We start from the raw sequence: 23108 nt of genomic DNA on the forward strand, positions 1-23108 counted from the left end.
CAGCTTTCGTGGCCGACCTGGAAAATGACTCTGATACTAGAGCCGAAAAAGCATAAGCAATGGCCAACGGCGGAGTAAGCTTACCGCAACAAGCCGTATTTAAGAGAGAAAGAAGCGCCTGCACTGCTCAACCGTACTTTGCCGGCTCCCACACTACCTAGTGGAAGCTCTAAAAAAGGCTCCGCCTGCATCGACCAACGGCTACCAAGCGTGCGTTCCACCCCCGTGGATATCGTGAAAAGGCCAAAAGCATAGTTAGAGCCATTCACGACTTTAGCCGCCGCTGTTCGGTTTTGCCCATTCACCTGATAGTCGTAGGCGTACTGCTCATGGCGCATGAGCAGGGAGGTTAGGCCTGCACCCGCAAACACCGAATAAGTGGGTTTGCTTACCACATCGTAGCGTAGGTCCAGTGGAATTTCAGTGATGCGGCAGTTGGCGTACACCTCGTAGTTGCCAGGTCGCCAGTTCCACGCGGGTAGGGGGGTATAGTCGGAACTGGCAGCTTCGTAGCGCTTCACACTTCGCACCAAGCCAGTCCGCAAGCGTAGCCGAGTGGTCAGCCGGTATTCTAAAGTCAGCCCTAAGTTGCCTCCAAGCTGGGCCGTATTGAGCGTGCGCACCGCACTCCAAGACGGAGCCGCTGCTACGCCGACCACCACTCGGTAGAATGGAGCCATTTGCTTCTCTGGCTGGGTAGTTGAATCAGCAGGTGTTGTTGGCCGACATACAACACCCGCTAGCGTATCCTGAGCGGAAAGAGGTAACACCAGCGGCAATGTAAAATGCTGAGCTAAGTCTCGTTGTTGAAACGATAGTTGTACTAGTTCAGCCGCTTGCTTTTGGGAAGAGGTAGCTGTTAGTGCGCTTTCAGGAGCAAAGGATGGGAGTAGTGCCGCAGTCTGCTTTTTAGGTTCATCACCAAACAGGACAGGCTGTGGTTGTTCCGTAACAGAGGTAAGCCTACGGCGTTTGGAAATCGGGTTGGCAGCCAGTAGGTAGCATGAAAACACTTGTCCGGTTTTCGATTTTGCGGGCCGTGAGGAAGCCACAACCGTTGGCTTGATAGTCCTTACCCATGTGTCTTCTGCCTGAGGCATAGTACCAGAGTCAGCACCAGAACTAATACTCGTAACACGAGGAGTGGAGCTGAGTGGCGAAGTGCTCTTGGGTTGACCAGGCTGTTGGGTAGCCGAGGGAGCGACGGATTGCAAATGCGTAGCAGCAGCTGGTTGGGTAGCGGCCTGTTGCTTACGCCCAGCAGTTGGGCTAACAAACCGGTACCCCTGCCACACAAGAAGCAGCAACGCCACAACCACTACTTCCAGCCCAAAAAACCGCCACAACCGCCGCCGTATCAGGCGTTCGGTGGCCGCTTCTTGCAGCCTGTTTTCCATGCGCAGCCAATTGCCCAGAGGAAGTTCCTCGGGGTACGCCTCGGCGCTGCGCCGGACTAACTCGTCCAGCTCTTCATCCGACATATCTGGCGTAAGCATGATGTTTATTTTTTTTAAGCAAGGTTTTCAGGTGCTCCCTTGCCTTGAACAGATTCGACTTGGACGCGCCCACCGAAATGCCCAGTTGGGTAGCAATTTCCTCGTGGGTGTACCCGTCGATGACGTACATATTGAATACGGCCCGGTAGGCCGGCGTGAGCTTGGCAATCAAGTGTAGCAACTCCTCGAACGACAACGCATCAATGGGCGAATGGCCGCTGTCGGGGTGGGAGCCGGCCACTGAATCCAGGTCGGCCTGGAAGGCGTGCCGGGAATCAGCCCGGAATCGGTCGATGGCCGTGTGTACCATTACCTTCCGAATCCAGCCCCGCAACGAACCCGCTAAGTCAGCATGCAAGCCCGTATCGAAGCGCGCCACATCCTGAAATACCTTCATGAAACCGTCGTTTACGGCTTCTAGGGCCGCATCCCGGTCGTGGAGGTAGCGCAGGCATATGCTTAAAGCATAGCTGTAGTACAGCATATATAGCCGTCGTTGCGAAGCCTGCTCCAGCTTTTTACAGCCAGCCAGGATGTTGGTAAGAAGCGCAGAATCTAGTTCGGGGCTAGCCACAGCAGCAGGGGAGAAGATTCAGTAGGCCACTCGCAGGCCGGTAGAAAAAGGTTGCCTGCCATTGATAAAATATATGAATAAAGAAGTGGAGCTGAAAGCGTATGGATGAGCTTTAGCTACACACAAAAAAAGAGCCCGGCCAAGTGGCCGGGCTCTTCCCTGTAAACTAGCAGTCCAGCTTTATACCGAAGCCGTCGACAGCTTAGGTGCGTCGGTGTCGTCGGTGATTTTGGTGGACATATCGGTACCCCGCTCCCGGGCCTCTTTGCGGCCGTAGGTGTCGAGGATGATAGGCGTAGCAATGAACAGCGACGAATACGTACCGAAGATGATACCTACCAACATGGCGAACGAGAAGGAACGCAATGTTTCGCCTCCGAAGATGAACAATACCAGTACCACCAGGAACAGCGTAGTGAACGTAATCATGGTGCGCGAGAACGTGCTGTTCAGAGCAGGATTTACCACCTGCGCGAACGTCAGCTTGGGGTTCTCCCGCAGATATTCCCGAATACGGTCATAAATAACCACGGTGTCGTTCATCGAGAAACCGATGATGGTCAGCACGGCCGCCACGAAAATCTGGTCCATTTCGTAGTTCAAGCCAAACAGACGAGCAATGGGGTAGCAGGCAATAACCAGCAGCGCATCGTGGAACAGCGCCACTACGGCTGCCATCGAGTACTGCCACTTCTCGAAGCGGAACAATACGTAGATGAAGATACCCAGCAAGGTCAAACCCAAGCTCAGCACCGAAGTACGCTTGATGTCGTCGGCAATGGTAGCGCCTACTTTCGAGGTGCTCTTGATTTGTGGGTTATCGGCGCCATATTTTTTGAGGCCAGCCATCAACGTGGCTTCCACTTTCTTGTCGGCGGCTACGCTTTCATCGTCGGCCAGGTAGCCGGTGGTGATGCGCAGACGGGTTGGCTGACCGAACGTTTTCACTTCGGTACCCGCGCCCTGGAACGCCTCGGTTACGGCTTCCCGTACTTCCGAAGCAACTTCAGGCTTGGCGAAGTCAACGACGTAAGCCCGGCCACCGCGGAAGTCAACGCCCAAGTTCGGGCCACCCTGCACGGCCATCAGCACAAAGCCAATAACAATGAAGACGGTAGAGAAGGCATAAGCAATTTTGCGCTTGCCCACGATGTCGAAGTTCGGGTTTTGAAACAGCTTGCGCGACAGGAAAGTAGAGAAGGTCATCTTGCTGACGGTCTTGCCTTTCACCAGCCACTCGATGATCATGCGCGAGATGTACACAGCCGACAGGAACGAAGTGAAAATACCGATCAGCAGCGTTACGGCGAAGTTCTGCACCGGGCCCGTTCCGAAGATGAACAGAATCACGGCGATAATCAACGTCATAACGTTGGAGTCGAAGATGGCCGAGAAAGCGCGCGAGTAGCCTTTGGCAATGGCGTCATGCAAGGTCAAGCCGTGGTCTAGTTCCTCCCGAATCCGCTCGAAAATCAACACGTTAGCATCCACCGACGAAGCGAATACCAGAATCAGACCGGCAATACCGGGCAGCGTAAGGGCAAACGAAAACTGAGCCAGCACACCCAGAATCAGGAAGCTGTTGAACAGCAAAGCAGCATCGGCCACTAGGCCGGCACGGCCGTAGTAGAGCGCCATAAAGGCCATGATGATAACCAGACCAGCCAACGACGAGTACAAACCCTGGTTGATGGCTTCCTGGCCAAGCGACGGACCTACTACTGCTTCTTCCACAATGCGGGTAGGAGCAGGCAGTTTACCGGCTTTCAGAACGTTGGAAAGGTCTTGCGCTTCTTCAATCGAGAAGTTACCGGAAATGCTGGTGTTGCCGCCGGCAATTTCCGACTGCACTACTGGGTCAGAGTACACATAGTCGTCGAGCACGATACCTACCTGACGGCCGATATTGGCACCGGTCATTTTCTGCCACTTCTTAGCACCCGATGGGTTCATGGCCATGCTCACTTCGGGGCGGCCACCTTGGTCGTAGTCCTGGCGGGCATCCGCCACTACCTCACCACCCAGTGGGGCTTCGGCACCACGGGCTTTGCGGATGGCATTCAGTTTCAAATACTCCTGGCCTTCAATGATTTCGGGCTTCACACTCCAAAGCATGGTCAGGTTAGGCGGCAGAATAGCACGGGCTTCGTCGGAGCGCAGAATGGCGTTCATTCGGGCAGTGTCGCGCAGGTTTACGCCCAACTGGCCAGGAATCGGCATCGTGAACAGGCGAGCCAGCACCGAGTTTTGCTGTGGCTTCGCGGAGTCAGCTTTGGCAGTGGTAGCAGCTTTCTTGTTGGCCAGTTGACTAGCCAATGAAGTAGAGTCGCCAGCAGCGGCGGTAGAATCGGTGGTAGCGGCAGTGGTGCCGGCAGCAGCCGTGGCCGGAGCAGCGGTGGTTTTCTCTTTGGCAATTAGGGCCTGATCAAGTTGCTGGAGGTAAGGGCCGAACTCGTCTTGGCGCCATACTTCCCAGAACTCCAGCTTAGCCTGGCCTTGCAGCAGCTTGCGCACCCGGTCAGGGTTGTCTACGCCGGGCAGCTCTACTTGAATGCGGCCGGTGCCTTTCACGCGCTGAATGCTCGGCTGGCTGGTACCAAACTTGTCGATACGGGTCCGCAGGATGTTGAACGACCGGTCAATGGCTTCTTCCACTTCCTTGTCGATGGCACCAATCACCTTGTCGTTGGTGGAGTTGATGTCGATGCCGCGGCTCTTGTTGGTGGTGTTGGCGAAGATGCGGGCCAGGTTTTCGCCGGGAGCTACCGTGCGGTAGGCCTGTGCAAATAGGGCCGTGAAGGGTGTTGAAGGGTTGGCTTTCTGAGCGGCCTGGGCCTGCTCGATGGCGCGGTTGAATTTTGGGTCTTTGGAGTTGCCGCTCATGGCGCGCACAATTTCCACCGGCGATACTTCCAGCGTTACGTGCATGCCGCCTTTAAGGTCGAGGCCAAGGCCCAACTCCGACGAACGTACGTCGCGGTAGGTGTAATCAACGCCGAGCAGGCTGGCTACCGGAGCACGCCACACCGAATCGAGGTAGTGCTGGCGCTGTTGCTGGTCCACTTTGCCGTTTTTGGTGGCATACACCACGGCATCGTTCTGCACCCGCCGCGAAATGAACGTGAAGGTCAGAAAGTAAATACACAGGGCCGATACGATAATCGTCAACCCAATGATGAGTCCTTTATTACGCATTGAAAAAGTTTGTATGTGAGGCTGGGAATGTAAGATGGTCTTGCCACTACAACACTCGGCTGAAAAGCCGGGAAACCAACTGCAAGGGCAAGTCAGACGGGAGCCACCACGGAATCAACCACGGCTGGCTACTCAAGTGGAGTAGCGCTAGGGAGCCTGCGGCGAAAGCGCCGCTACCAACAGCCGGGCATGAAATACCACGGCCGGACGAATACCAGCAAGGGGGCGCGGTGCGGCTAGCACACGGCGCAGAGTAGGTAGCCAGCTGTATGTAGCTGGCCAGGGCAGCCATGCATAGGCATCTGGGGCCGTATGCAAATCCAATGCGCCAATGGCCTCCAGCGTCACTTTCTGCTTCACCACGGTCACCTTGGCCGGCTGACCAATGCGCGTGGTTTTGCCAGCTGGCACCCGGAAGGTGGCAACCGCTTGGTGGTTGAGCGACAGCACAAACAGCACGGTGGCTGTGAGCAGCGCAAAACGCAAACGAGGCAAAAATTTGGTGATGAGCAGTAACATTGGAAAGCTAAAGGCTACAAATATAGCCAAATGCAACAGTCAAGGAAAGTCTATTCTCCAGGAGGCTAGTAATTCTGCTTTAGAACTGCCTTGTTGGCATAAAACAGCTTAGGATGATCAGCACACGGACCATTCTTGATTCTCAGGTGCAACTGCGGTTGTTTATAGCTGCTGAGCAGTTTTAAAAGCTGAGCTTATTTAGCAAAAAAGCCGGTGAGCGGGAAACGTAGCGCTTTCCAACTCACCGGCTTTGCTTTGTGTAGTGCCCGCTATTTGATGATTTTCGACTTCAGGAACGACACCAATACTTCCAAGCCCCGGTCGAAGTGCCGGTTGTTGGGAATAACGATGTCGGCATCCTGCTTGAAGGGGCGGATATATTTCTCGTAGGTTGGAGCTACGTGGTTGGTGTAGCGGTAGAGCACATCCTCTAGGCCATAGCCCCGCTCGTCACGGTCGCGCACAATACGGCGCTGAAGCTTCACGTGCTCTTCGGCGTCGATATACACCTTCAGATCGAGTAGCTTGGCTACTTCCTCGAAGTAGAAAACGAAGATACCTTCCACTACCACAATCGGAGCGGGCTGAAATATCAGCTCTTTGGGTGCCACGTTGGGGTTATTGAACGTATACTCCGGCCGGCGTACCTCCAAGCCTTGGCTAAGCCGTAGTACGTCTGTTGCATATGACGTGGAGTCGATGCTGGAAGGCAGGTCGAAGTTGGTGACGCCTTGGGCATCAACTTGCTGAATTTCACGCGGATGATAGTAATTGTCCTGTGAAATCAGACATATTTCTTCCGCGGGAAACGAGGCCAGCAGCCGGCGCAGAAAAGTGGTTTTGCCTGAGGCGCTGCCGCCGGTAATACCGACGATATAAGGATGTTGCATGAGGCGAATAAATGACCCGTACCGGTGGGGCCAACCCTGCAAAAGTAATGACTTAACAGCGAAATACTGAGCTAACCTTCAGATGCTACTCCTGCGCAACAAGCACTAGGTAGATTATAAACTTAGCCTTTCGGTGTATCGTTAGGCTGATTTGTTTAGAAAAGCTACTAGTCCTGCTACTGCCCGTGCGCGGTGGCTAGTTTTGTTTTTCTCTTCGGTAGTCATCTCCGCAAAGGTGCGGCCGTCGCCTTCCACTGGTTGAAATACTGGGTCGTAACCGAAGCCACCTACACCGCTGGCGGTATCTGTTATGATTCCGTCTACTACGCCTGCAAACTCCTGAACCTCGCCAGTGGGCTCTATTAGCGCTACTACCGTCCGGAACTGCGCCGACCGGTTAGGGTGGGGCTGTAGCTCCCGAAGCAGCTTGGCTACGTTGTCGGTGGCTGAGCGCTGAGGGCCCGCATAGCGTGCCGAGTACACGCCTGGCTCACCGTTCAGGGCGGTTACTTCTAGGCCGGTGTCATCGGCAAAACAGGCTACCCCATAATGGTCCCACACGTACTGGGCTTTCTGCCGGGCGTTGCCAGCTAGCGTGTCCTGGGTTTCGGGTAGTTCCTCGTGGCAACCGATGTCGGCCAGGCTGAGTAACTCGGTGCCAGCTGGCAGCAGTGGCCGAATCTCATCGAGCTTGTGGGCGTTGTTGGAAGCAAAACAGAGGCGCATAAGGAGCAAGTTGAATAGATGAGAGGCTGCCCGGATATACTAACGCCGGACGAGCCGGTTGCCAGGGAAGCAGAAAAACAAAACCACAATCCGCCTCTGCTACCCCGGAACACATTACCGAAACATCGACTTGATACTGCCCCAGGAGCGTTGTACGGCGCTCGGAGCCTGGTCGAGAGTGCTGAGGTAACTATGGTCGGTGGCGGTGGTGCGCACCGTCAGGCGGTACGTAAAGGGGCCGCCTATTTCCCGGTGTACCTCGCTGTCGAGGTACTGGTAGTGGTCTTGGCCGGAAGGGGAAATGGTAGTGAGTTTAGTGAAAGCCGGTTCATTGTTGGCTTTGCGGTACAGCTCGTAGTTCTCAACACCGGCTTCGCTCCCTACCTCCCATATTATCTGCGCATTGGCATCGTCGTAGCTGGCTTGAAACAGCGTGACAGTGGCTCCAAAAACCAAAGAAACGCTTAGTAATAGTAGCACTAGTAACGGAAAACCAACTTTGCGAAGCATGGCGGAAGGGGTATGGTAGTCGATAGGCAATAGGGCTGAGGGCGGGGCCCAAAAATAAACATTTTCTAATAGGGCATGCCGAACAGCTAGGGAAATGCAGAAAAGCCGGCCGGCGCTTTTGAAAGTTGAACGTAACGTGTACTTTTGCAGTCCCTTCCGCAAAATCGGCAGGCAATTAGGTACAAACGGCATTCGACCATGAAAAAGAACATTCACCCCGAGTATCGCGAAGTCGTGTTTCAGGACACCTCGAGCGGATTTAAATTCATCACTCGCTCGACGATGAACTCCAACGAAACCGTCACGATGGAAGACGGCAAGAGCTACCCCGTCATCAAGGTGGAGGTGAGCAGCGAGTCGCACCCTTTCTACACCGGCAAAAACGTGTTGCTTGACACGGCTGGCCGCGTGGAGAAATTCCGCAACCGCTACCAGAAAAAATAGTTGCCGGCTCTAACCGCTTGATTTCAAGAGGCCAGAACGCAACCACTAAAAACTCCTGCCGGCTTTGTCTGGCAGGAGTTTTTTATTTGTACCCGTAACTAGCTGCTTATCCGCGCTGGGTAGTTATTCAGTTACTGCCCGCTACTAGAAATCTTTATCCGATGCACGTTCTGCTTTTCGATGACCCGGCTATCTGGCCGCACCTGTTGCCGTTCACGTTCACTAGGCCGGTAGCAGCCCTGCGCTGCGGTATTCTGACGTTGGCTGAAAAATGGCAGCACCGTTTGCGGCAGCCCGTGGGCTACCTCACGCAACTGCATTTGCAGGCTAAGTTTCCGGCGGGCCCTACGCAGGGGCCTGCACTGATAATCAACGGGGCCGTGTGCGCCGATGACCTGCTGGCCCGGCAGGTGCAGGCACTACAGCCCGGCGAAGCGCTTTACTGCGAGGAAATGCTGGTAGCCGCGCACCTCGCCGACGCTTCCCTGGTGGCCGAGTTGATTCAGGATGGCTTCCGCAAAACCCAGGAAGTACAGGAGCCTGTCACCGTAATCCGGGAGGTGTGGCACCTGTTTCTGCATAATGGCGCCGAAATCCGCCGCGACTTCACGCTCCTGACCAAAGGCCGGCAGTCAGCCCCCGTTGGCGACCCGCATACTATAGTATATGCGCCGGAGAATATTTTCATCGAACCCGGCGTAAAGATTCGGGCAGCCATCCTGAATGCCGAAAACGGCCCTATCTATTTAGGGAAGAACTCGCACGTCAGCGAAGGAGCCATTATCAAGGGGGCGCTGGCGCTGGGCGAAGGCTCAATCATTAATCCCGGCGCCAAAATGCGCGGCGACAATACCGTAGGGCCGCACTGCAAAGTAGGCGGTGAGGTTGGTAACAGCATTTTCTTCGGGCACAGCAACAAGGGCCACGACGGCTACGTGGGCAACTCGGTGATTGGCGAATGGTGCAACCTGGGGGCCGATACCAACACCTCCAACTTGAAAAATAACTACGCGCCCGTCAAAATCTGGAGCCACGCGGCGGGCCGCTTCGTGAACACCGGACAGCAGTTCTGCGGCCTTATGATGGGCGACCATAGCAAGTGTGGTATCAATACCATGTTCAATACGGGCACGGTGGTAGGCGTAGCGGCCAATATTTTCGGGGCTGGATTTCCACGCACATTTATTCCAAGCTTTAGTTGGGGTGGAGCCGCTGGGTTTGAAACGTTCAAGCTGCCGAAAATGGCCGAAGTAGCAGAGCGCGTAATGGCCCGGCGCCATTTGCCTTACGACGCTACCGAACAAGCCATCATGCAGCACGTGTTTGAGGCAACGGCCAAGGAGCGGGTGTGGGAAAAGGCCAGTCAGTAGCCACTTGCATGAAAAAGGTGACGTTGTTTTGTTGTCTAGTTGTATGGGCCGGGCCGGGCTTCAGTCAGGGGCGCGACACGGTGCGTGCCGTACACAAGCTGTTTGCACAGAAGCGCGGCAGTGGCGCAACATGGGTGGCCACTGGCGCGGAAGCAGCCTACGACGAAAGCGTGGGCTGGCGGTCCATCCGGTCGAAGAAGGAGAATACAACGGCGGCGGTTGTAGACGGTGGCGTACCAATGGTGGTAGGTGCCTTGCAACTAGTGCGCTTCAGTCCCGAACGAGAGGCGGCCATCGTCAAAAGCTACCAGGAAGGATGGAACATCCCAGCTGACATCCGGCGTAAGCTTCGGCGCAAGCATTTCCGCCTCACCACCCGCGACCTTAGCCAGCGTTAATCTTACGAGAAGAAACAAGCAATGCGTTTTTCAGCTATTCCCGGTCAGCAGCAGGTAAAGCAGCTACTTGTACAGAGTGTGCAGCGCAACCATGTGGCGCACGCACAATTGTTTCGGGGGGCGGAGGGGTCGGCGGCGCTAGCTTTGGCGCTGGCGTATGCCGCGTTTCTGAACTGCGAGCAGCGCGCCGCTACGGATGAAGATTCTTGCGGGCATTGCCCCAGCTGCCAGAAAATCGACAAGCTGGTACACCCCGACCTCAACTTCATTGTGCCGGTCACGACTACCAAAACTGTGGCCAAGGACGCCACCAGTAGTAAGTTCATGGCCGAGTGGCGCAGCTTCGTGCTCGACAACCCCTACCAGGGACTCAACGACTGGATGCAGCACATCGGCGCCGAAAACAAGCAGGGCAGCATTTCTAAAGACGAAAGTTTGCAGCTGCTGAAGCTGGTTTCGCTGAAAGCATTTGAAGCGCAATTCAAGTTAGTAGTCATCTGGCTACCCGAGCTGATGCACCCGGCCGCCGCCAACGCCGTGCTGAAGCTGCTGGAGGAGCCACCGCCCGCTACTGTGTTTTTGCTGGTGAGCTATGCGCCCGAGCAGTTGCTGCCCACCATCATCAGCCGGGTGCAGCCCGTGGTAGTTCGGCCGCTTCAGGAAACTGAGCTAACTGAGTGGTTGCACACCGCACACCAAATTCCGGAAGTGAAAGCGCGCCAGCTGGCTCAGCTGGCCGAGGGCAACCCTGGCACCGCGCTGGCTGCCCAGCACGCCAGCACCGACCACGACTATTTCGCTTTGTTTGTGAAGTGGATGCGCCTGTGCTACAGCAACAACGTGGGCGACATGCTCACGACGAGCGACGAATTTCAGAAGCTAGGCCGCGAAAATCAGAAAGAGTTTATGCAGTTTGCGCTGGGACTACTGCGCAAGGTGTTGCTCTACGGCCTCGACCCGCAGCTAGTGCCCCATTTGCCCGCAGCGGAGCAGCAGTTCATTGGAGGCTTCAGCCGTTTCGTCACGCCCCGCAACGCCGACCCACTTACCCGCGAGTTGAACGAGGCGCACTACCACATTGAGCGCAATGCCAACCCTCGCATGGTGTTCGTTGACGTGTCGTTGCGAGTGGCAGAATTGTTGAAAAACGCTGCCTAATGGCTAAAAATGCTGAAAATACAGTTTGCTAACTTGCTATAGTAGGCGTTAAACGAGCTATAGTCGGCAACATAGGCGCCGGAGGCAGTACCTTTGCACCGGCTTATTTAGCCCTGGCTTATTAGCTGCTGCGGCCGTGGCAAGCTGACATTTTAAATCTGAATTGCTTGAAAAAGATTATCCGCATCGGTACCCGCGGCAGCAGATTAGCGCTGTGGCAAGCCCACCACGTAGCGGCTTGCCTGGAACTGGCTGGCCTGAGCACCGAAATTGTCATCATCACCACCACCGGCGACGTTGTGCTGGACCGCTCCCTCGATAAAATCGGCTCGAAAGGCGTGTTTACCGAGGAACTGGAAGTGGGGCTACGGACTGGCCACGTGGATATTGCGGTACATAGCGCTAAAGACGTACAAAGCTCCATACCGTCTGACCTGGAACTGTTGGCTTTTATGGAGCGCGAGCAGGTGAATGATGTAGTAGTCAGCTTCCAAGCCGACCTCGACCTGCACCGGCCTGGCCTGGTGTTGGGCACCAGCAGCACCCGCCGCAAGGCCATGTTGAAACGGTTTCTGCCCAATGCTACCACCGCCGAAGCTCGTGGCAACCTGCAAACCCGCCTGCGCAAGCTGGAAGAAGGCCAGTATGATGCGCTGGTACTAGCCTACGCTGGTGTGCACCGCATGGAGTACGACGCCCTCATCCGGCATATGCTGCCTGAAACGCAGTTTGTACCCGCCACCGGCCAGGGTAGTGTGGCCATTGAGTGCGCGCGCAGCTTGGAGCCCGAACTGAAACAGGAGTTGCAGCGCATTCTCGACCACGGCCCCACGCATATTTGCCTGGCTGCCGAGCGGGCGTTTTTGCGCACCATGGAAGGCGGGTGCAGTATCCCGTCGTTTGCGCTGGCTACACTCACGTCGGCCGGTACTGTGCAGCTGCATGGCGGCCTCATCAGCCTCGACGGGGAGCAGCTACTCGAAGAAATTCAGTCGGCCGCCACCACCGAAGCCGATGCACTAGGGGTACGGGTAGCGGAGCAGATTCTATCCCGCGGCGGCCAGGAAATTCTGGCCAGCATCCGGCAGGCGCGCGCCTAACTTCGGAAGTTATGTAGTATCAAAAGGCCCCTGCTGAGTGATTTCAGCAGGGGCCTTGTTGTTTGCAATGAAATCTAGCGGGTGCGCCGGCCGCCGAATATTGCGTATAGCAATAGCGCGAAAATGGCGCCGCTGGTATCGGCTAGCATGTCTTTCTGGGCATCCCAGATGTCGCCTTGGCTGCCGAGGAAAGCGGCCCCGGCGTCGCCGCCGGCTACTTCGGCATATACCCACTCAATCAGCTCATAGGTCATGGCCACAGTGCCAATAACACACAGGGGAAACAGGTAGCTGATGGCGCGGTTGCGGATGGTGCCGTACCGGTCAGTCAGCTCGATGATGGCGTAGGCGTAGAAGCCCACCGAGAAATGCGCCACCCGGTCGTACATGTTGCGCTTGAAGCCAAACAGGTTGTTGAACCAATCGAACGGTACCTTCTCGAAGGTGTAGTGCCCGCCCACGGTGTGCATGAAGATGAGTACACTCATCAGCAAATACGCCAGGTTTGAGAACCGCACGCCCCGTAGATACAGGACCACTAGCGCCAGCACAAGCAAGAAGATCGGCACGTTTTCGGCCCACCACGTGCCGCGTTCCGCCGGGTGCAGCCCCAGCGCAACGAATTCAACTAGGTAGATAACGAGCAGCAGCTTCGGAAACCAATGGGGTGGCGGCGTAGCCGAAAGGGTAGGGGTGGCAGTCATAGAAAGCAGAAGGTGAACGGTAGTACTGCCAGCCCATACGGCATTTACAATATTTTGGCGGAGGTTCTCGGGTATACTTTCAGCGAAAACAAGAAGGCCAACGCAGGCAGCAGGCACGAAGATGTCCGCAGGCGTGGTGTTGCCGCGCGAAACCGCTTAATTTCGCCGCATAAACTTTTCGTGCTGCCGCGTTATGAACCTAAATTTCCGTTTTTCGGCGCTGCTGTGCGCCATCCTGCTGCTTTTCACCACTTCAGCGCTGCAAGCTGCCAGGAAACCGAAGTTCAGTAAGAAGGATCAGCTGGTGACCATCAGCACCTCCCTCGGGGATATCAAGCTGGTGCTGTTTGATGCCACGCCCAAGCACAAAGCCAATTTCCTGAAGCTGGCCGAAAGCGGTTTCTACAACGGCACTACCTTTCACCGCATCATCCCCGATTTTATGATTCAGGGCGGCGATGCCAACTCCAAAGATGACGACCCTACCAACGACGGTGCCGGCCAGCCCAACGCCCCCACGATTCCCGCTGAAATCCGGCCCGAGTTCAAGCACAAGTTCGGCGCGTTAGCTGCGGCCCGTCAAGGCGACTTTGTGAATCCGGAGCGGGCCAGCAGCAGTTCCCAGTTCTACCTCGTGCAAAACCACCGCGGCGTCTCGCACCTTGATGGGCAGTACACGGTGTACGGGCAGGTAATCAGTGGCCTCGATGTGCTGGATAAAATTGCCGCCCAGCCCAAAAATGAGCGTGACCGGCCCCTCACTGATATTAAAATGACGGTGAAAGTGGAAAAGCTGAAAAAGAAAAAAATCGCCGAGCTGTACGGCTACCAGTATTGAGGTAACAGGTTGATATTTCGCTAATCGCCTTATTTAACGTATCGTCAGTAAACAAACCGCCCTCAACTACCAGCCTATGCGCATTTTGATAACGGGTTCCAACGGATTGCTGGGGCAGAAGCTGGTTGACTTGCTGTACCGGCAGCTTGAGGTAGATGTAGTAGCTACTTCGCGCGGGACCAACAAACTGGCTGCCATTCATCCTGGCTTGCGTTTCGTGTCGCTCGACGTAGCCAACCAAGAGGAAGTAGAGGCCGTGCTGGCGCGGGAGCGGCCCACCCACCTCATTCACACAGCGGCCATGACCAACGTGGACGAGTGCCAGCTAAACCAGGACGCGTGCTGGGCTAGCAACGTGACGGCCGTACAACACTTGGTAGCGGCCTGCGCCCAGCATAGCGTGCATCTCACCCACGTTAGCACCGATTTCGTTTTTAGTGGCGAAGAAGGGCCGCTGGCGGAAGATGCCGTACCGGCGCCCATCAATTTCTATGGCAACAGCAAGCTGGCTGCTGAGCAACTGGTGCAAGCTAGCACCGGCCCGTGGGCCATTGTGCGCACCGTGCTGGTATATGGTACCGCTCACGACTACGGTCGCACCAACATTGTGCTGTGGGTGCGTGACTCATTGCGCGCCGGCAAGGCCATCAACGTCGTCGACGACCAGTACCGAACTCCAACTCTGGCCGAAGACTTGGCCCAGGGTTGCTGGCTGGTAGCGCAAAAAAGCGCCACTGGCATCTACCATATCAGCAGCAGCGAGGTGCTCACGCCCTACCAGATGGCCCTTCAGGTAGCCGACTACTTCCAATTGGATAAGTCGCTCATCACTCGGGTTGATGGCAGCACATTCTCGCAGCCGGCCAAGCGGCCGCCGCGTACGGGCTTCATCATCGAGAAAGCGCAGCGGGAACTGGGCTACCAACCCCACGATTTCCAGAGCGGTATTGCCATCCTGGCCCGCCAGACGGAGCCTTCGTAGCTGGTAGGCATATGTTGCGAGAAACAGAATAGTAACTGCTTATAACGCAAAAACCCCGCAGGCAGAACCAGCGGGGTTTTCACACACCTATTGCAACATTGTTCACTAACCTTCCTACTCCCTTAGTAGGGAAGGCCGTAATAATTAACACCTTTATCAGGATTCCAATAAGACAGTTCCGACGAAAAGGCCTCCAATCAACACTGCCGCTCCAGAGCGGAGTGCGTGTTCGCCAGCTAAAAACGGTACTATCTCTCCATCAATCGTCTGAAAGCCAGACCCAGTTGTTGTAACTCGTTGCCGAGTTGCCATTTCCAGAAGCAAGTAACGCAATGCGTGTCCCTGCCGACGCTTGAGAAGTAGTGACGCCATTATTAGCCGAGCCAAACAGCGAGAGAGTATGTCTTTTTAGTGCTTTTCCTTTTAGCACATTACAAAACTAGGGCAATACGCTAGGCGAGTAAAGGAAAAAAACTCACTATTTGTGACTAGTGTTTTAGGGTATAACTATTGCTTTGCTTTAGTATAAAATAAATATTGGTGCTCTTTTGAAGGGAGTAAGAATAGTTTTGCGGTGTCGTGTAGAAGCTATGTGAGTGTATAAGCTCAATAAGTAAGCTTGATTTGTGACATAAAAATTAGATGGTGCTTCGCTGTTTATTGACCGGCAGCAGTTGGCGCAACGATAAAGTGGTAGCCAGCAGGCACAATCCTGGAAGTGCCAACAGCCACCAAGCGTCCGGCGCCACCCTGCTGAAAGCCAGCAGCCGCCCCCAACTGGGAATTTCGGGCGGAAGCCCTACACCCAAAAAAGAAAGAGTGGTTTCGAGGGCAATGAGGGCGGCCATGCTGAGGGGAATAGTGGTAGCAATGGGCCCCCAGACGTTGGGCAGAAGATGATGCCGCACGATACGCCAGGGCGGCAAGCCGGCCGCAGTTGCCGCTTCCAGATACGGCAGTTGCCGCACCCGCTGTACCTCTGCCCGCACCAGCCGCGCCGATTGGGGCCAGGTAGTAAGTGTGAGCAGCACAACCAACCCCCAAAAGGTGGGTTCAGAGGCTGCTGCTACCGTAAGAACCAGCAGCAACCGGGGAAGTGCGGCTAGCAAGGTTATCAGCGTCAGCAGCAGCCAGTCGGCCGGAAAGGCAATGGGCTTGCGCAGCCCCGTGATGCACGACAGGAACCTGCCCACTAAAATGGCCACAGCCCCCAGGGCCAGTGGCCACCACCAAACCACCAAGCCATGGCTAGGAACTGTAACCAACACATAGCAAGCCGCGGCTAAAAAGCCACTCAGCCAATAACATGCGGGCAATTGTAGGCGCTGGTTGCCCCAGTACCCAGCCAGCAAGCCTAGCAAAGTGCCAAGGGCAGCGGCTAGCAGCGCAGCTGGTAGGCTAACACACAACGCAACGCGGGCTCCAAAAAGCAGAACCATTCCTACATCTTGCCCCAGCGGATCGGTGCCCAGCCCATGGTTTGGCGTGAGAGGAGGCGCAGAGGTATGCAGCAGGTCAGGGGCGAGGTATTGCTCCGGGAGCAGCCCTGCCCCAACGGCAGCAAGCAGCAGCAAACCCAGCCAGGTTACCGCCAGCCACTGCTGCCACCCGAAGCTCGTAGTTTGTTGGGGGGGCGGCCTCATCAGCCTGTGGTTCGGATTCGTGGATCGGCCAGCTGGTATAGCCAGTCGGCTAGTAGGAGCGAGAATTGGCGGGTAAGCACCACCATCGCCACGCCACCCACTAGTACCGGATAGTCGCGGGCGGCAGCGGCGTCGGCTAATAGCCGGCCCAGGCCCGGCAGCGCAAAAATTAGCTCAACCACCACCGAGCCAGCTAATAAATTGGGTAGCAACTCGGTGTAGAGAGTAAGAATAGGCAGCAGCGCGTTGCGGAACGCATGACGCCGTAAAACCCGCCCGCTGGAAAGCCCTTTGGCCCGCGCTGTCAGAATGTAGAAGAATTGTAGCTCGTGGCGAAGTGCGGCGGCTAGCTGCAAGGTCGGTTCAGCGAGGCCCGTTAACACCAGGCTGGCCACGGGCAGTACCGCATAAGCTGGCGCAGTCAGAATGAGCGGTAGCGAAGTAGCAGCTTCATTGTCCAGCCCGAGCCCATAAGTTGGAAAGAGAGTTAAAAAGTCGGGGTTGGCTAGCAGCAGCAGCAGCAGCAGGGCTACCACGAAAAGCGGCATAGAATCGAGCGTATACAGGCCCATTGCCACCCAACCAGTATGCGGGCGGGAAGCCAGCAGTAAGCCAAGCAGCAAGGAAAAGACAACAATAAACAGCGCGGCCAAGCCGGAAAGTGGGAGCGTAATGAGCAGTGCCGAGCCTAATAGCCCGGCCACCGGCTCCCCAGTGCGGTACGAGCGGCCCAGGTTGCCGTGCACAACGTCGCGCAGCCAGTGGTGGTATTGATTGTGGGTGCCATTCCAGTGCCAGCGGCTGATTAGCAATTGCTCATCATCAATGGGAACTGTGGCCCGCGAAGCATAGAATACGGGTTCGGCTAGCCCTAAACGCTGAAGCCGGGCCTGCTGGGCTTGCCGAACCTGCTCGCCCGAGGCAGTAGTGCCGGTGGTAGTGTCGGTAAAGCGGGAGAGCAACTGCTGGTCGTCGGGTAACGTCCGCGTTAGTAGAAACAGCAGCGTTATAATGCCCCACGCGGTAAGTAACAGCTGAAATAAGCGACGCAGTACCTGACGCACCATATATCTACTGCCGGGCAGAAGCAAGTTGTAGCTGGGTGGCATCGTAGCCGGGGCGCGCACTGATGGCCTGAACCGTGCCAAGGCGACGTGACGCAATCAGCCGGTGGCGTGCGAAATACAGCACTGCCACCGGTGATTCCTGCTGCAACAGGACCTGAAAGCGTCGTAATAAGCTAGCCTGCCGAAGTGGGTTCGGCTCGGCAGTAATGGCTTCAATCAAATGGTCACTTTCCGCGTTTTGGAAGCGGGGATAATTGATCATCCCAATGCCGCGGGAATGCATGATGGAAAAGAAGTTGTAGGCGTAGGGAGTACCATTGAGGGTATGCACGTACATATCCATATTCCCACTTTGCATTTGCCGCCGTAGCAGCGTACTTTCTTGAGGCCGCAGTTTAATCAGAACGCCCAGTTGCCGCGCAGTAGTCCGAAGCTGCGTGGCAATGGCCTCATGATCAGCAGCGCCGGCCTTATAAATAATATTGAGGACCAGTTGAATCTTGTTGCGCCACCATGTTTTGTCGGGATGCTGTTGCCAGCCGGCTTGGCTCAGAAGTGCGAGGGCCCGTTGCGGCGCAAATACCAGTAATGGCAGGCTGTCATTGTACGCCGGCTTGTCGTGCGGATTAATCAGGCCCACGCTGCGGTACGCCAACCCAGGTTGGGTGGCGCTTATCAGGCCCGGTATATCGAAAAGCATGCTCAGAGCCCGGCGAGTTAAGGGGTCTTTCAGGGCTGGGCGCTGCGTATTGAACCCTACCATGGTCACGTCGTACGAATTAGCTACCGAGAACAGCAGCTTGGTGCTATCCGCCGAATGCCTAAGCCGGTTGAAATCCTGAGCGGGTGGCTCCGGATACAAGTCAATGTCGCCTCGGCGTAGTGCCAGTAGCGCCGTGGCATTGTCTGGAATGATGCGGTAGTCCAGAACCTCAGCTTGGGCCTGTAGCCACCGCGGCGGCTTATTAAGTTTGCTGCCCCACCAGTTCGGCTTGCGCTGTAACCGCAGATACTGGTTTTTCGCCCAAGCTGTAAGCTGGTAAGGGCCGCAACCGGGCTGCTTTTCCGGCGGAATGCTGCGGTAGCGGTTGGCAAGATTCAGCAGCGACGGGTAGCGCCGAAGAGCCGCCGCAGTATCTGCCCGTAACAGCGGAAGCGGCACTGCGCGCAGTGCCGCTTCCGGGTCTAGGCTGTGTTCGGACAGAATCAGATAGTCGCCCGATGCTATGATGACGTTTTGGGAAGAGCCTTTGCAAACCAGTGTAAACCGGCGTGGGTTGGCAGCGTCCAACTCGATGTCGAGAATTACGCCATACTGGGTGCGGGAGTACTCGGTAGGTAAGCGCGGGCAGTTCATCACCTTGAGAGTGAAAGCCACATCCCGGGCCAGTACCGGCTGCCCATTGTCCCAAGTTGCTTCCCGCCGAAGCGTATAGGTAAGCAAGGTGAAACTGTTGCGCCGACTAATAACCGGCAACGATTCGGCCAGCCAGGGGGCAAAGCGCCCGTGCTCATAGTCGCCGGCCAGTAAGCTACAATGCCGAAGGTTAATAACTTCCACCGCCTGTGAGGAGGTTGCTGTCAGTGGCTCCAGCGTTTGAGGATCCTGAGCCCAGCGAATACGAACGGCCGGCGGGCCAGCGGATGGTGTGGTGCAGGCTGTGAGCCCGACACCACACAAAAGGAAGGCCGCTAATCCGGACAGGAAAGACTTCATTGGCTAGGAAAAGCACTGCAAGGGGGCAGGGCAAGTTAACCAAGAAATCCGAGCCAGTTCTTATAAACTATTCCTGGGCCTTATTTGCCAGTCCAGCCGCCTGTGCCGTGGTCGTCGATACCCGTCCAACCACCGGTGCCATGGTCAGCGTTGTTAGTCGTTGGGGTGTCGATACCCGTCCAGCCTCCGGTGCCGTGGTCAGCATTGGTCGTTGGGGTGCCAGTGGTCGTGTCGATGCCTGTCCAGCCGCCGGTACCATGGGCGTTGTTGGTCGTTGGGGTGCCAGTAGTGGTGTCAATACCCGTCCAGCCGCCGGTGCCGTGGTCATCGGCAGTTTCAGCTACAGAAACAGTTTGAGTGGTAGCAACTTCAGGGCTAACGGTCAGGCTGCTGATTTGAAATAGAGCGAGGGCGATGAGGTTGAGCATGACGAGTGGTTGTTGTGTCGTTCAAGTGATTGATTGACACAAAGGTGTAGGCAAACCGGCCCCTTGGAAAGGAAAGAAGAGCAGCAAAAGTGATTTGTATCTATTAAATAAGTTACATGAATATTTATAGTGCAAAATCGTTTTTCCCCCGAACGTATTATCCAATCCCTGGATAAGCCATGTTGTATATCAGGCTAAATGTGACATTGAGGCAAAAAAAAACCTCTATTTTCCTATTTTACAAAGGTTTCACTAGTGCAGGGCAGTAGTAAAGGAAAAAGCTGGTTATTTTGTGACGTAGATTCAGCAACCGAATCATTATTAAAAACGCCACGTAGCGTTTGTACACGTATGTTCCGGAATGGAAGAACTGATCAATCTGGCTCGAATTGTGACAGACCGGCGCTTGAAAGTGCTGCCATTGCTTGACTTTGCTGCTCGGAACTCTTCCAACAAGGAAATGGCCTTGGTACAGCTGCTAGTAGCTGAGCAGAATAAGTCGCAAAAACAGGCCATCAAAATGCTGTATGGGAAAAACGACGAAACCACCCAAACGGCCTTTCGAAAGCTTAAATCCCGGGTTCAGCAGAAGCTTCTCAACCATCTATTTTTTCTGGATGATACTGACCCGCGCCACCCAGTTTCGCGCCGCCACGAGCATCAACTGCTGAGCCTATATTTTCAAACCAGTACCCTGCATGCCGAAGGAGAAATAAAGGCCGCTGAACCGCTGGCGCGGAAGGCCCTACGATTGGCCATGAGCCAAGAGTTGACGCAGTATGCCGTGCTGTGCGCACAGTTACTCCGCAGCATTTACGCCGACCTGCGCATTCCGGTACGGTACCGTAGCAACAACCAGCAACTGGCCAAGCTGCAACAAACGCTGGCTCTGGAAGAAGAGGCGGCGCAAGTGTACTGGGATGTGAAAGCCACGATGGCCTATACAGTGCGGGCCCGCCGGAACATTCTAGATACCATGTCGGGGTTGGTTAAAAAATTAGCAGAGTTGAATCGCCAAGCTGGCACCTTTATCACGTTTCTATATTACTACCGCACCCGCATTGTAGAGCAGGAGCTAATTGGTAACTACGAGGAGATAATTCAGATTACCAGCGAAACAGCTAAGCTATATGAGTTGGGTACAATCAATCCGCGGCGGTTTGATATGCGCTACAACGACTACATGAGCGTGTACGCACACTTCCGTAGCCGACAAGCCACCAAGGGCTTAAAGCTGGCCGAAGAGTTTGTGAAGGACTTTCATTACTCTTCTGTTAACTGGCTGTATTTCATGGAAATATATGTATTGCTGGCTATTCATGCGGAGCAGTACGGGCAGGCGCGCGAGTTACTGGGGCAGGCTCGAGCCAATGTACATTTCATGAAGCAGCGCGACTTGGCTTTGCAACGTTGGGACCTGTACGAGGTGTATTTGCAGTTTATGCGGCCTGATGCTTCGCCGCTACGCATGCGCAACTTCACCACCTTCGTGCAAACCGTACCCGACCATAGCCAAGACAAGCAAGGGTACAATGTAGCCGTACTGATTCTGCAGTTTCTGTACTACCTGCGGCAGCGCGACCTAGAGGGGCTATTGGTGCGTTTGGAAGGCTTGCGCAAGTATCAACAGCGGCACCTACGCGACGCTGGTGCCTTGCGCAGTCAGTTGTTCTTCCGCATGCTGGCCATTACCGTAAAGTCCGACTTCGATCCTGCTCTTAGCCAAAAGCTAGCTGAGCCACTACTTAGCAAAATGCAGGCAGCGCCGCCACCTGGTGAGGCATTTGCTGAAATTGAAATCGTGCCTTATGAGCACTTATGGAACATGACGCTGGAGATACTAAAAGCAACTGCGGCCCAAGTTAGCGAGGAAAACAAGCAGTTGGTATAGCTCGCCAATGATGCGAAATTTGAAACAGACCGCAGTTTTTAAGGGGCAGTAGCAGGCAGCACCGTGATAATCCGACCCACGCAATGGCTGTCGGGGCAGCTGCCGGGACCATTGCCGCGTAGCGCCATACGCACGGCATACTGGCCGGGGCGCCGAAAGGTATGTTGTACGCGGCGGCCATTGCTTACCACACCGTCGCGGAAATCCCAAAGCACCACCACGTTGGCGCAAAGTGGCAGCTGCGAATCAACGGCATCGAAAGTGACGGATTGGCCGGCCCGGATGGTATCAGGCGTGGCTGTGAAGTTGAGGACAATTTCCTTGGTGAAATCAACGGGAATAAGCTTCTCGGCTTTGCGTATCTCACCAGTTTTGTCGTCTATCACATCGAGCTGCACAGTGTATGCGCGCCGGGCAGTATAGCAATGCGAAACCACCGGCCCCGTAAGCGTGGTGCCGTCGCCCATCAGCCAGCGGTAAGTGAGCGGGCCCGCCGCCGAGTCAATGGATGCGCGGGCATCCAACTCCACACACAGTTCCACCACCCGCGGCAGCGGACACGCTACGCTGGTCGTGTCGCCGTCGCGCTGCGCCTGGGCCGTTTGACTAACTGCTATCAATAAAGCCAGAAGCCAGAAGAACTGCCGCCAAAAAAACGATGGAAACGGCACGCTCTTTACCAGTTGAAACAGGCCAAAGAATAAATCAACAATCAAAATTTATTGAGGCGTTGAAACACCTCCCGCATATAGGTTTGGCCGATGGGGATGTGCTTGTTATCGATGATAATGGTATTGTCCTCAATGGCTTGTACCCGCTTGATATTGACAATGAAAGAGCGGTGGACACGTACAAATAAGGAATCAGGAAATTTCTCTTCTACAGCTTTCATCGTGCTGTACACGATGAGCTTGCTTTGGCCCGTCACGATGTGCACATAGTCGCCGAGAGCCTCCACGTAGCGCACTTCATCAAAAAGCACCTTCACTAGCTTGGTATCCACCTTCATAAAGGTGAAGTCGGCGCCGGCTGGAATGGCAGACTCAACGCCTGGGTGTGCTTGGTGAAGTTCTAGGGCCCGTTGGGCGGCTTTTAGGAACCGGGCATAGCTGACGGGCTTTACCAAGTAGTCAACCACATCATACTCAAAAGCCTCAACAGCATACTGCTTGCTACTGGTGATGAGCACCACCAACGGCGAATTCTGGAGGGTGCTAAGTAAGTCGATGCCTGACATCAGGGGCATCTCCACGTCTAGAAACAATAAATCAATTGCCTGCTGACGCAACACTTCAGCTGCTGCTACAGCACTTTCGCAACTGCCTACGCTGGTAAGGAAGGGGGTGCTGGCAATGCAGTTCTCAACCACCTGAATGGAGAGAGGGTCATCGTCGACGACAAGGCAGCGCAAATGGGGAGTAGAAGTTGGCATATTTTCAAAGGTAAACTATCCACTGC

22 protein-coding genes are annotated in these 23108 nt (G+C 55.3%); 8 read left to right on the forward strand and 14 right to left on the reverse strand.

Going from position 1 to position 23108, the window contains the following annotated elements; all coding sequences use genetic code 11:
- Positions 1-80: 80 nt before the first annotated feature.
- From G536_RS32015 to G536_RS0103820, 7 genes are all read right to left on the reverse strand, one after another.
- On the reverse strand, positions 81-1496 hold the full coding sequence (locus G536_RS32015; RefSeq protein WP_157530376.1) for a hypothetical protein: 1416 nt from the start codon (positions 1494-1496) through the stop codon (positions 81-83).
- Positions 1471-2070, reverse strand: a complete 600-nt coding sequence (locus G536_RS0103795) for an RNA polymerase sigma factor (RefSeq protein WP_022822251.1) — start codon at positions 2068-2070, stop codon at positions 1471-1473. Before G536_RS0103795 ends, G536_RS32015 begins: the two co-directional genes overlap by 26 nt.
- 180 nt (positions 2071-2250) lie before the next feature.
- A complete protein-coding gene (gene secDF, locus G536_RS26115) occupies positions 2251-5265 on the reverse strand; it encodes a protein translocase subunit SecDF (RefSeq protein ID WP_022822252.1) in 3015 nt (1004 codons plus the stop codon).
- A 147-nt stretch (positions 5266-5412) separates the two neighbouring features.
- Complete coding sequence (locus G536_RS0103805) at positions 5413-5760, reverse strand: hypothetical protein (RefSeq protein ID WP_157530378.1); 348 nt, start codon at positions 5758-5760, stop codon at positions 5413-5415.
- 293 nt (positions 5761-6053) lie between these two features.
- A complete protein-coding gene (locus G536_RS0103810; protein WP_022822254.1) occupies positions 6054-6674 on the reverse strand; it encodes a uridine kinase family protein in 621 nt (206 codons plus the stop codon).
- A gap of 141 nt (positions 6675-6815) precedes the next feature.
- The gene (gene rdgB / locus G536_RS0103815) at positions 6816-7400 is read right to left on the reverse strand and encodes an RdgB/HAM1 family non-canonical purine NTP pyrophosphatase (protein ID WP_022822255.1); all 585 of its coding nucleotides are present in this window, start codon (positions 7398-7400) and stop codon (positions 6816-6818) included.
- A 114-nt stretch (positions 7401-7514) separates the two neighbouring features.
- On the reverse strand, positions 7515-7910 hold the full coding sequence (locus tag G536_RS0103820) for a hypothetical protein (protein ID WP_022822256.1): 396 nt from the start codon (positions 7908-7910) through the stop codon (positions 7515-7517).
- Positions 7911-8108: 198 nt separating this feature from the next.
- Between G536_RS0103820 and G536_RS0103825 the strand changes: the two genes are divergently transcribed.
- The 5 genes from G536_RS0103825 to hemC all read left to right on the forward strand — a co-directional run bounded on the left by G536_RS0103825 (position 8109) and on the right by hemC (position 12380).
- Positions 8109-8354, forward strand: coding sequence for a type B 50S ribosomal protein L31 (locus tag G536_RS0103825; RefSeq protein ID WP_022822257.1), 246 nt, complete (start codon positions 8109-8111; stop codon positions 8352-8354).
- Positions 8355-8515: 161 nt separating this feature from the next.
- Complete coding sequence (locus tag G536_RS0103830) at positions 8516-9724, forward strand: GlmU family protein (RefSeq protein ID WP_022822258.1); 1209 nt, start codon at positions 8516-8518, stop codon at positions 9722-9724.
- 8 nt (positions 9725-9732) lie between these two features.
- Complete coding sequence (locus G536_RS0103835) at positions 9733-10122, forward strand: hypothetical protein (protein ID WP_022822259.1); 390 nt, start codon at positions 9733-9735, stop codon at positions 10120-10122.
- A gap of 21 nt (positions 10123-10143) precedes the next feature.
- Entirely contained in the window at positions 10144-11280 is a 1137-nt protein-coding gene (locus G536_RS0103840; RefSeq protein WP_022822260.1) for a DNA polymerase III subunit, read from the forward strand.
- 167 nt (positions 11281-11447) lie between these two features.
- Positions 11448-12380, forward strand: coding sequence for a hydroxymethylbilane synthase (gene hemC, locus G536_RS0103845; RefSeq protein WP_022822261.1), 933 nt, complete (start codon positions 11448-11450; stop codon positions 12378-12380).
- A gap of 74 nt (positions 12381-12454) precedes the next feature.
- On the opposite strand, the gene G536_RS0103850 is transcribed toward hemC, so the two are convergent.
- Entirely contained in the window at positions 12455-13084 is a 630-nt protein-coding gene (locus G536_RS0103850; protein WP_051166834.1) for a DUF2238 domain-containing protein, read from the reverse strand.
- A gap of 193 nt (positions 13085-13277) precedes the next feature.
- On the opposite strand from G536_RS0103850, the gene G536_RS0103855 reads away from it, so the two are divergent.
- Both G536_RS0103855 and G536_RS0103860 read left to right on the forward strand, forming a co-directional pair.
- A complete protein-coding gene (locus tag G536_RS0103855; RefSeq protein ID WP_022822262.1) occupies positions 13278-13922 on the forward strand; it encodes a peptidylprolyl isomerase in 645 nt (214 codons plus the stop codon).
- Positions 13923-13998: 76 nt separating this feature from the next.
- A complete protein-coding gene (locus G536_RS0103860) occupies positions 13999-14904 on the forward strand; it encodes an SDR family oxidoreductase (protein ID WP_022822263.1) in 906 nt (301 codons plus the stop codon).
- A gap of 638 nt (positions 14905-15542) precedes the next feature.
- Here the strand turns inward: G536_RS0103860 and G536_RS30265 are convergent.
- From G536_RS30265 to G536_RS26125, 4 genes are all read right to left on the reverse strand, one after another.
- A complete protein-coding gene (locus tag G536_RS30265; protein WP_022822264.1) occupies positions 15543-16547 on the reverse strand; it encodes an ABC transporter permease in 1005 nt (334 codons plus the stop codon).
- Positions 16547-17614 carry an ABC transporter permease gene (locus tag G536_RS0103870; RefSeq protein ID WP_022822265.1) on the reverse strand — a complete coding sequence of 356 codons (1068 nt, stop codon included), beginning with the start codon at positions 17612-17614 and terminating at the stop codon, positions 16547-16549. Before G536_RS0103870 ends, G536_RS30265 begins: the two co-directional genes overlap by 1 nt.
- 4 nt (positions 17615-17618) lie before the next feature.
- Positions 17619-19331, reverse strand: coding sequence for an ABC transporter substrate-binding protein (locus tag G536_RS0103875; RefSeq protein ID WP_084708475.1), 1713 nt, complete (start codon positions 19329-19331; stop codon positions 17619-17621).
- A gap of 80 nt (positions 19332-19411) precedes the next feature.
- Positions 19412-19759, reverse strand: a complete 348-nt coding sequence (locus tag G536_RS26125) for a hypothetical protein (RefSeq protein WP_022822267.1) — start codon at positions 19757-19759, stop codon at positions 19412-19414.
- Positions 19760-20120: 361 nt separating this feature from the next.
- Here G536_RS26125 and G536_RS0103885 point away from each other — a divergent pair, with 361 nt between their 5' ends.
- A complete protein-coding gene (locus tag G536_RS0103885) occupies positions 20121-21650 on the forward strand; it encodes a hypothetical protein (protein WP_022822268.1) in 1530 nt (509 codons plus the stop codon).
- 38 nt (positions 21651-21688) lie between these two features.
- On the opposite strand, the gene G536_RS0103890 is transcribed toward G536_RS0103885, so the two are convergent.
- The gene (locus G536_RS0103890) at positions 21689-22366 is read right to left on the reverse strand and encodes a PKD domain-containing protein (protein ID WP_022822269.1); all 678 of its coding nucleotides are present in this window, start codon (positions 22364-22366) and stop codon (positions 21689-21691) included.
- Entirely contained in the window at positions 22363-23082 is a 720-nt protein-coding gene (locus G536_RS0103895) for a LytR/AlgR family response regulator transcription factor (RefSeq protein ID WP_033369503.1), read from the reverse strand. Before G536_RS0103895 ends, G536_RS0103890 begins: the two co-directional genes overlap by 4 nt.
- Positions 23083-23108 lie beyond the last annotated feature (26 nt).

This window comes from Hymenobacter norwichensis DSM 15439, from assembly GCF_000420705.1.
In the GTDB taxonomy this organism is placed as follows: Bacteria; Bacteroidota; Bacteroidia; order Cytophagales; family Hymenobacteraceae; genus Hymenobacter; species Hymenobacter norwichensis.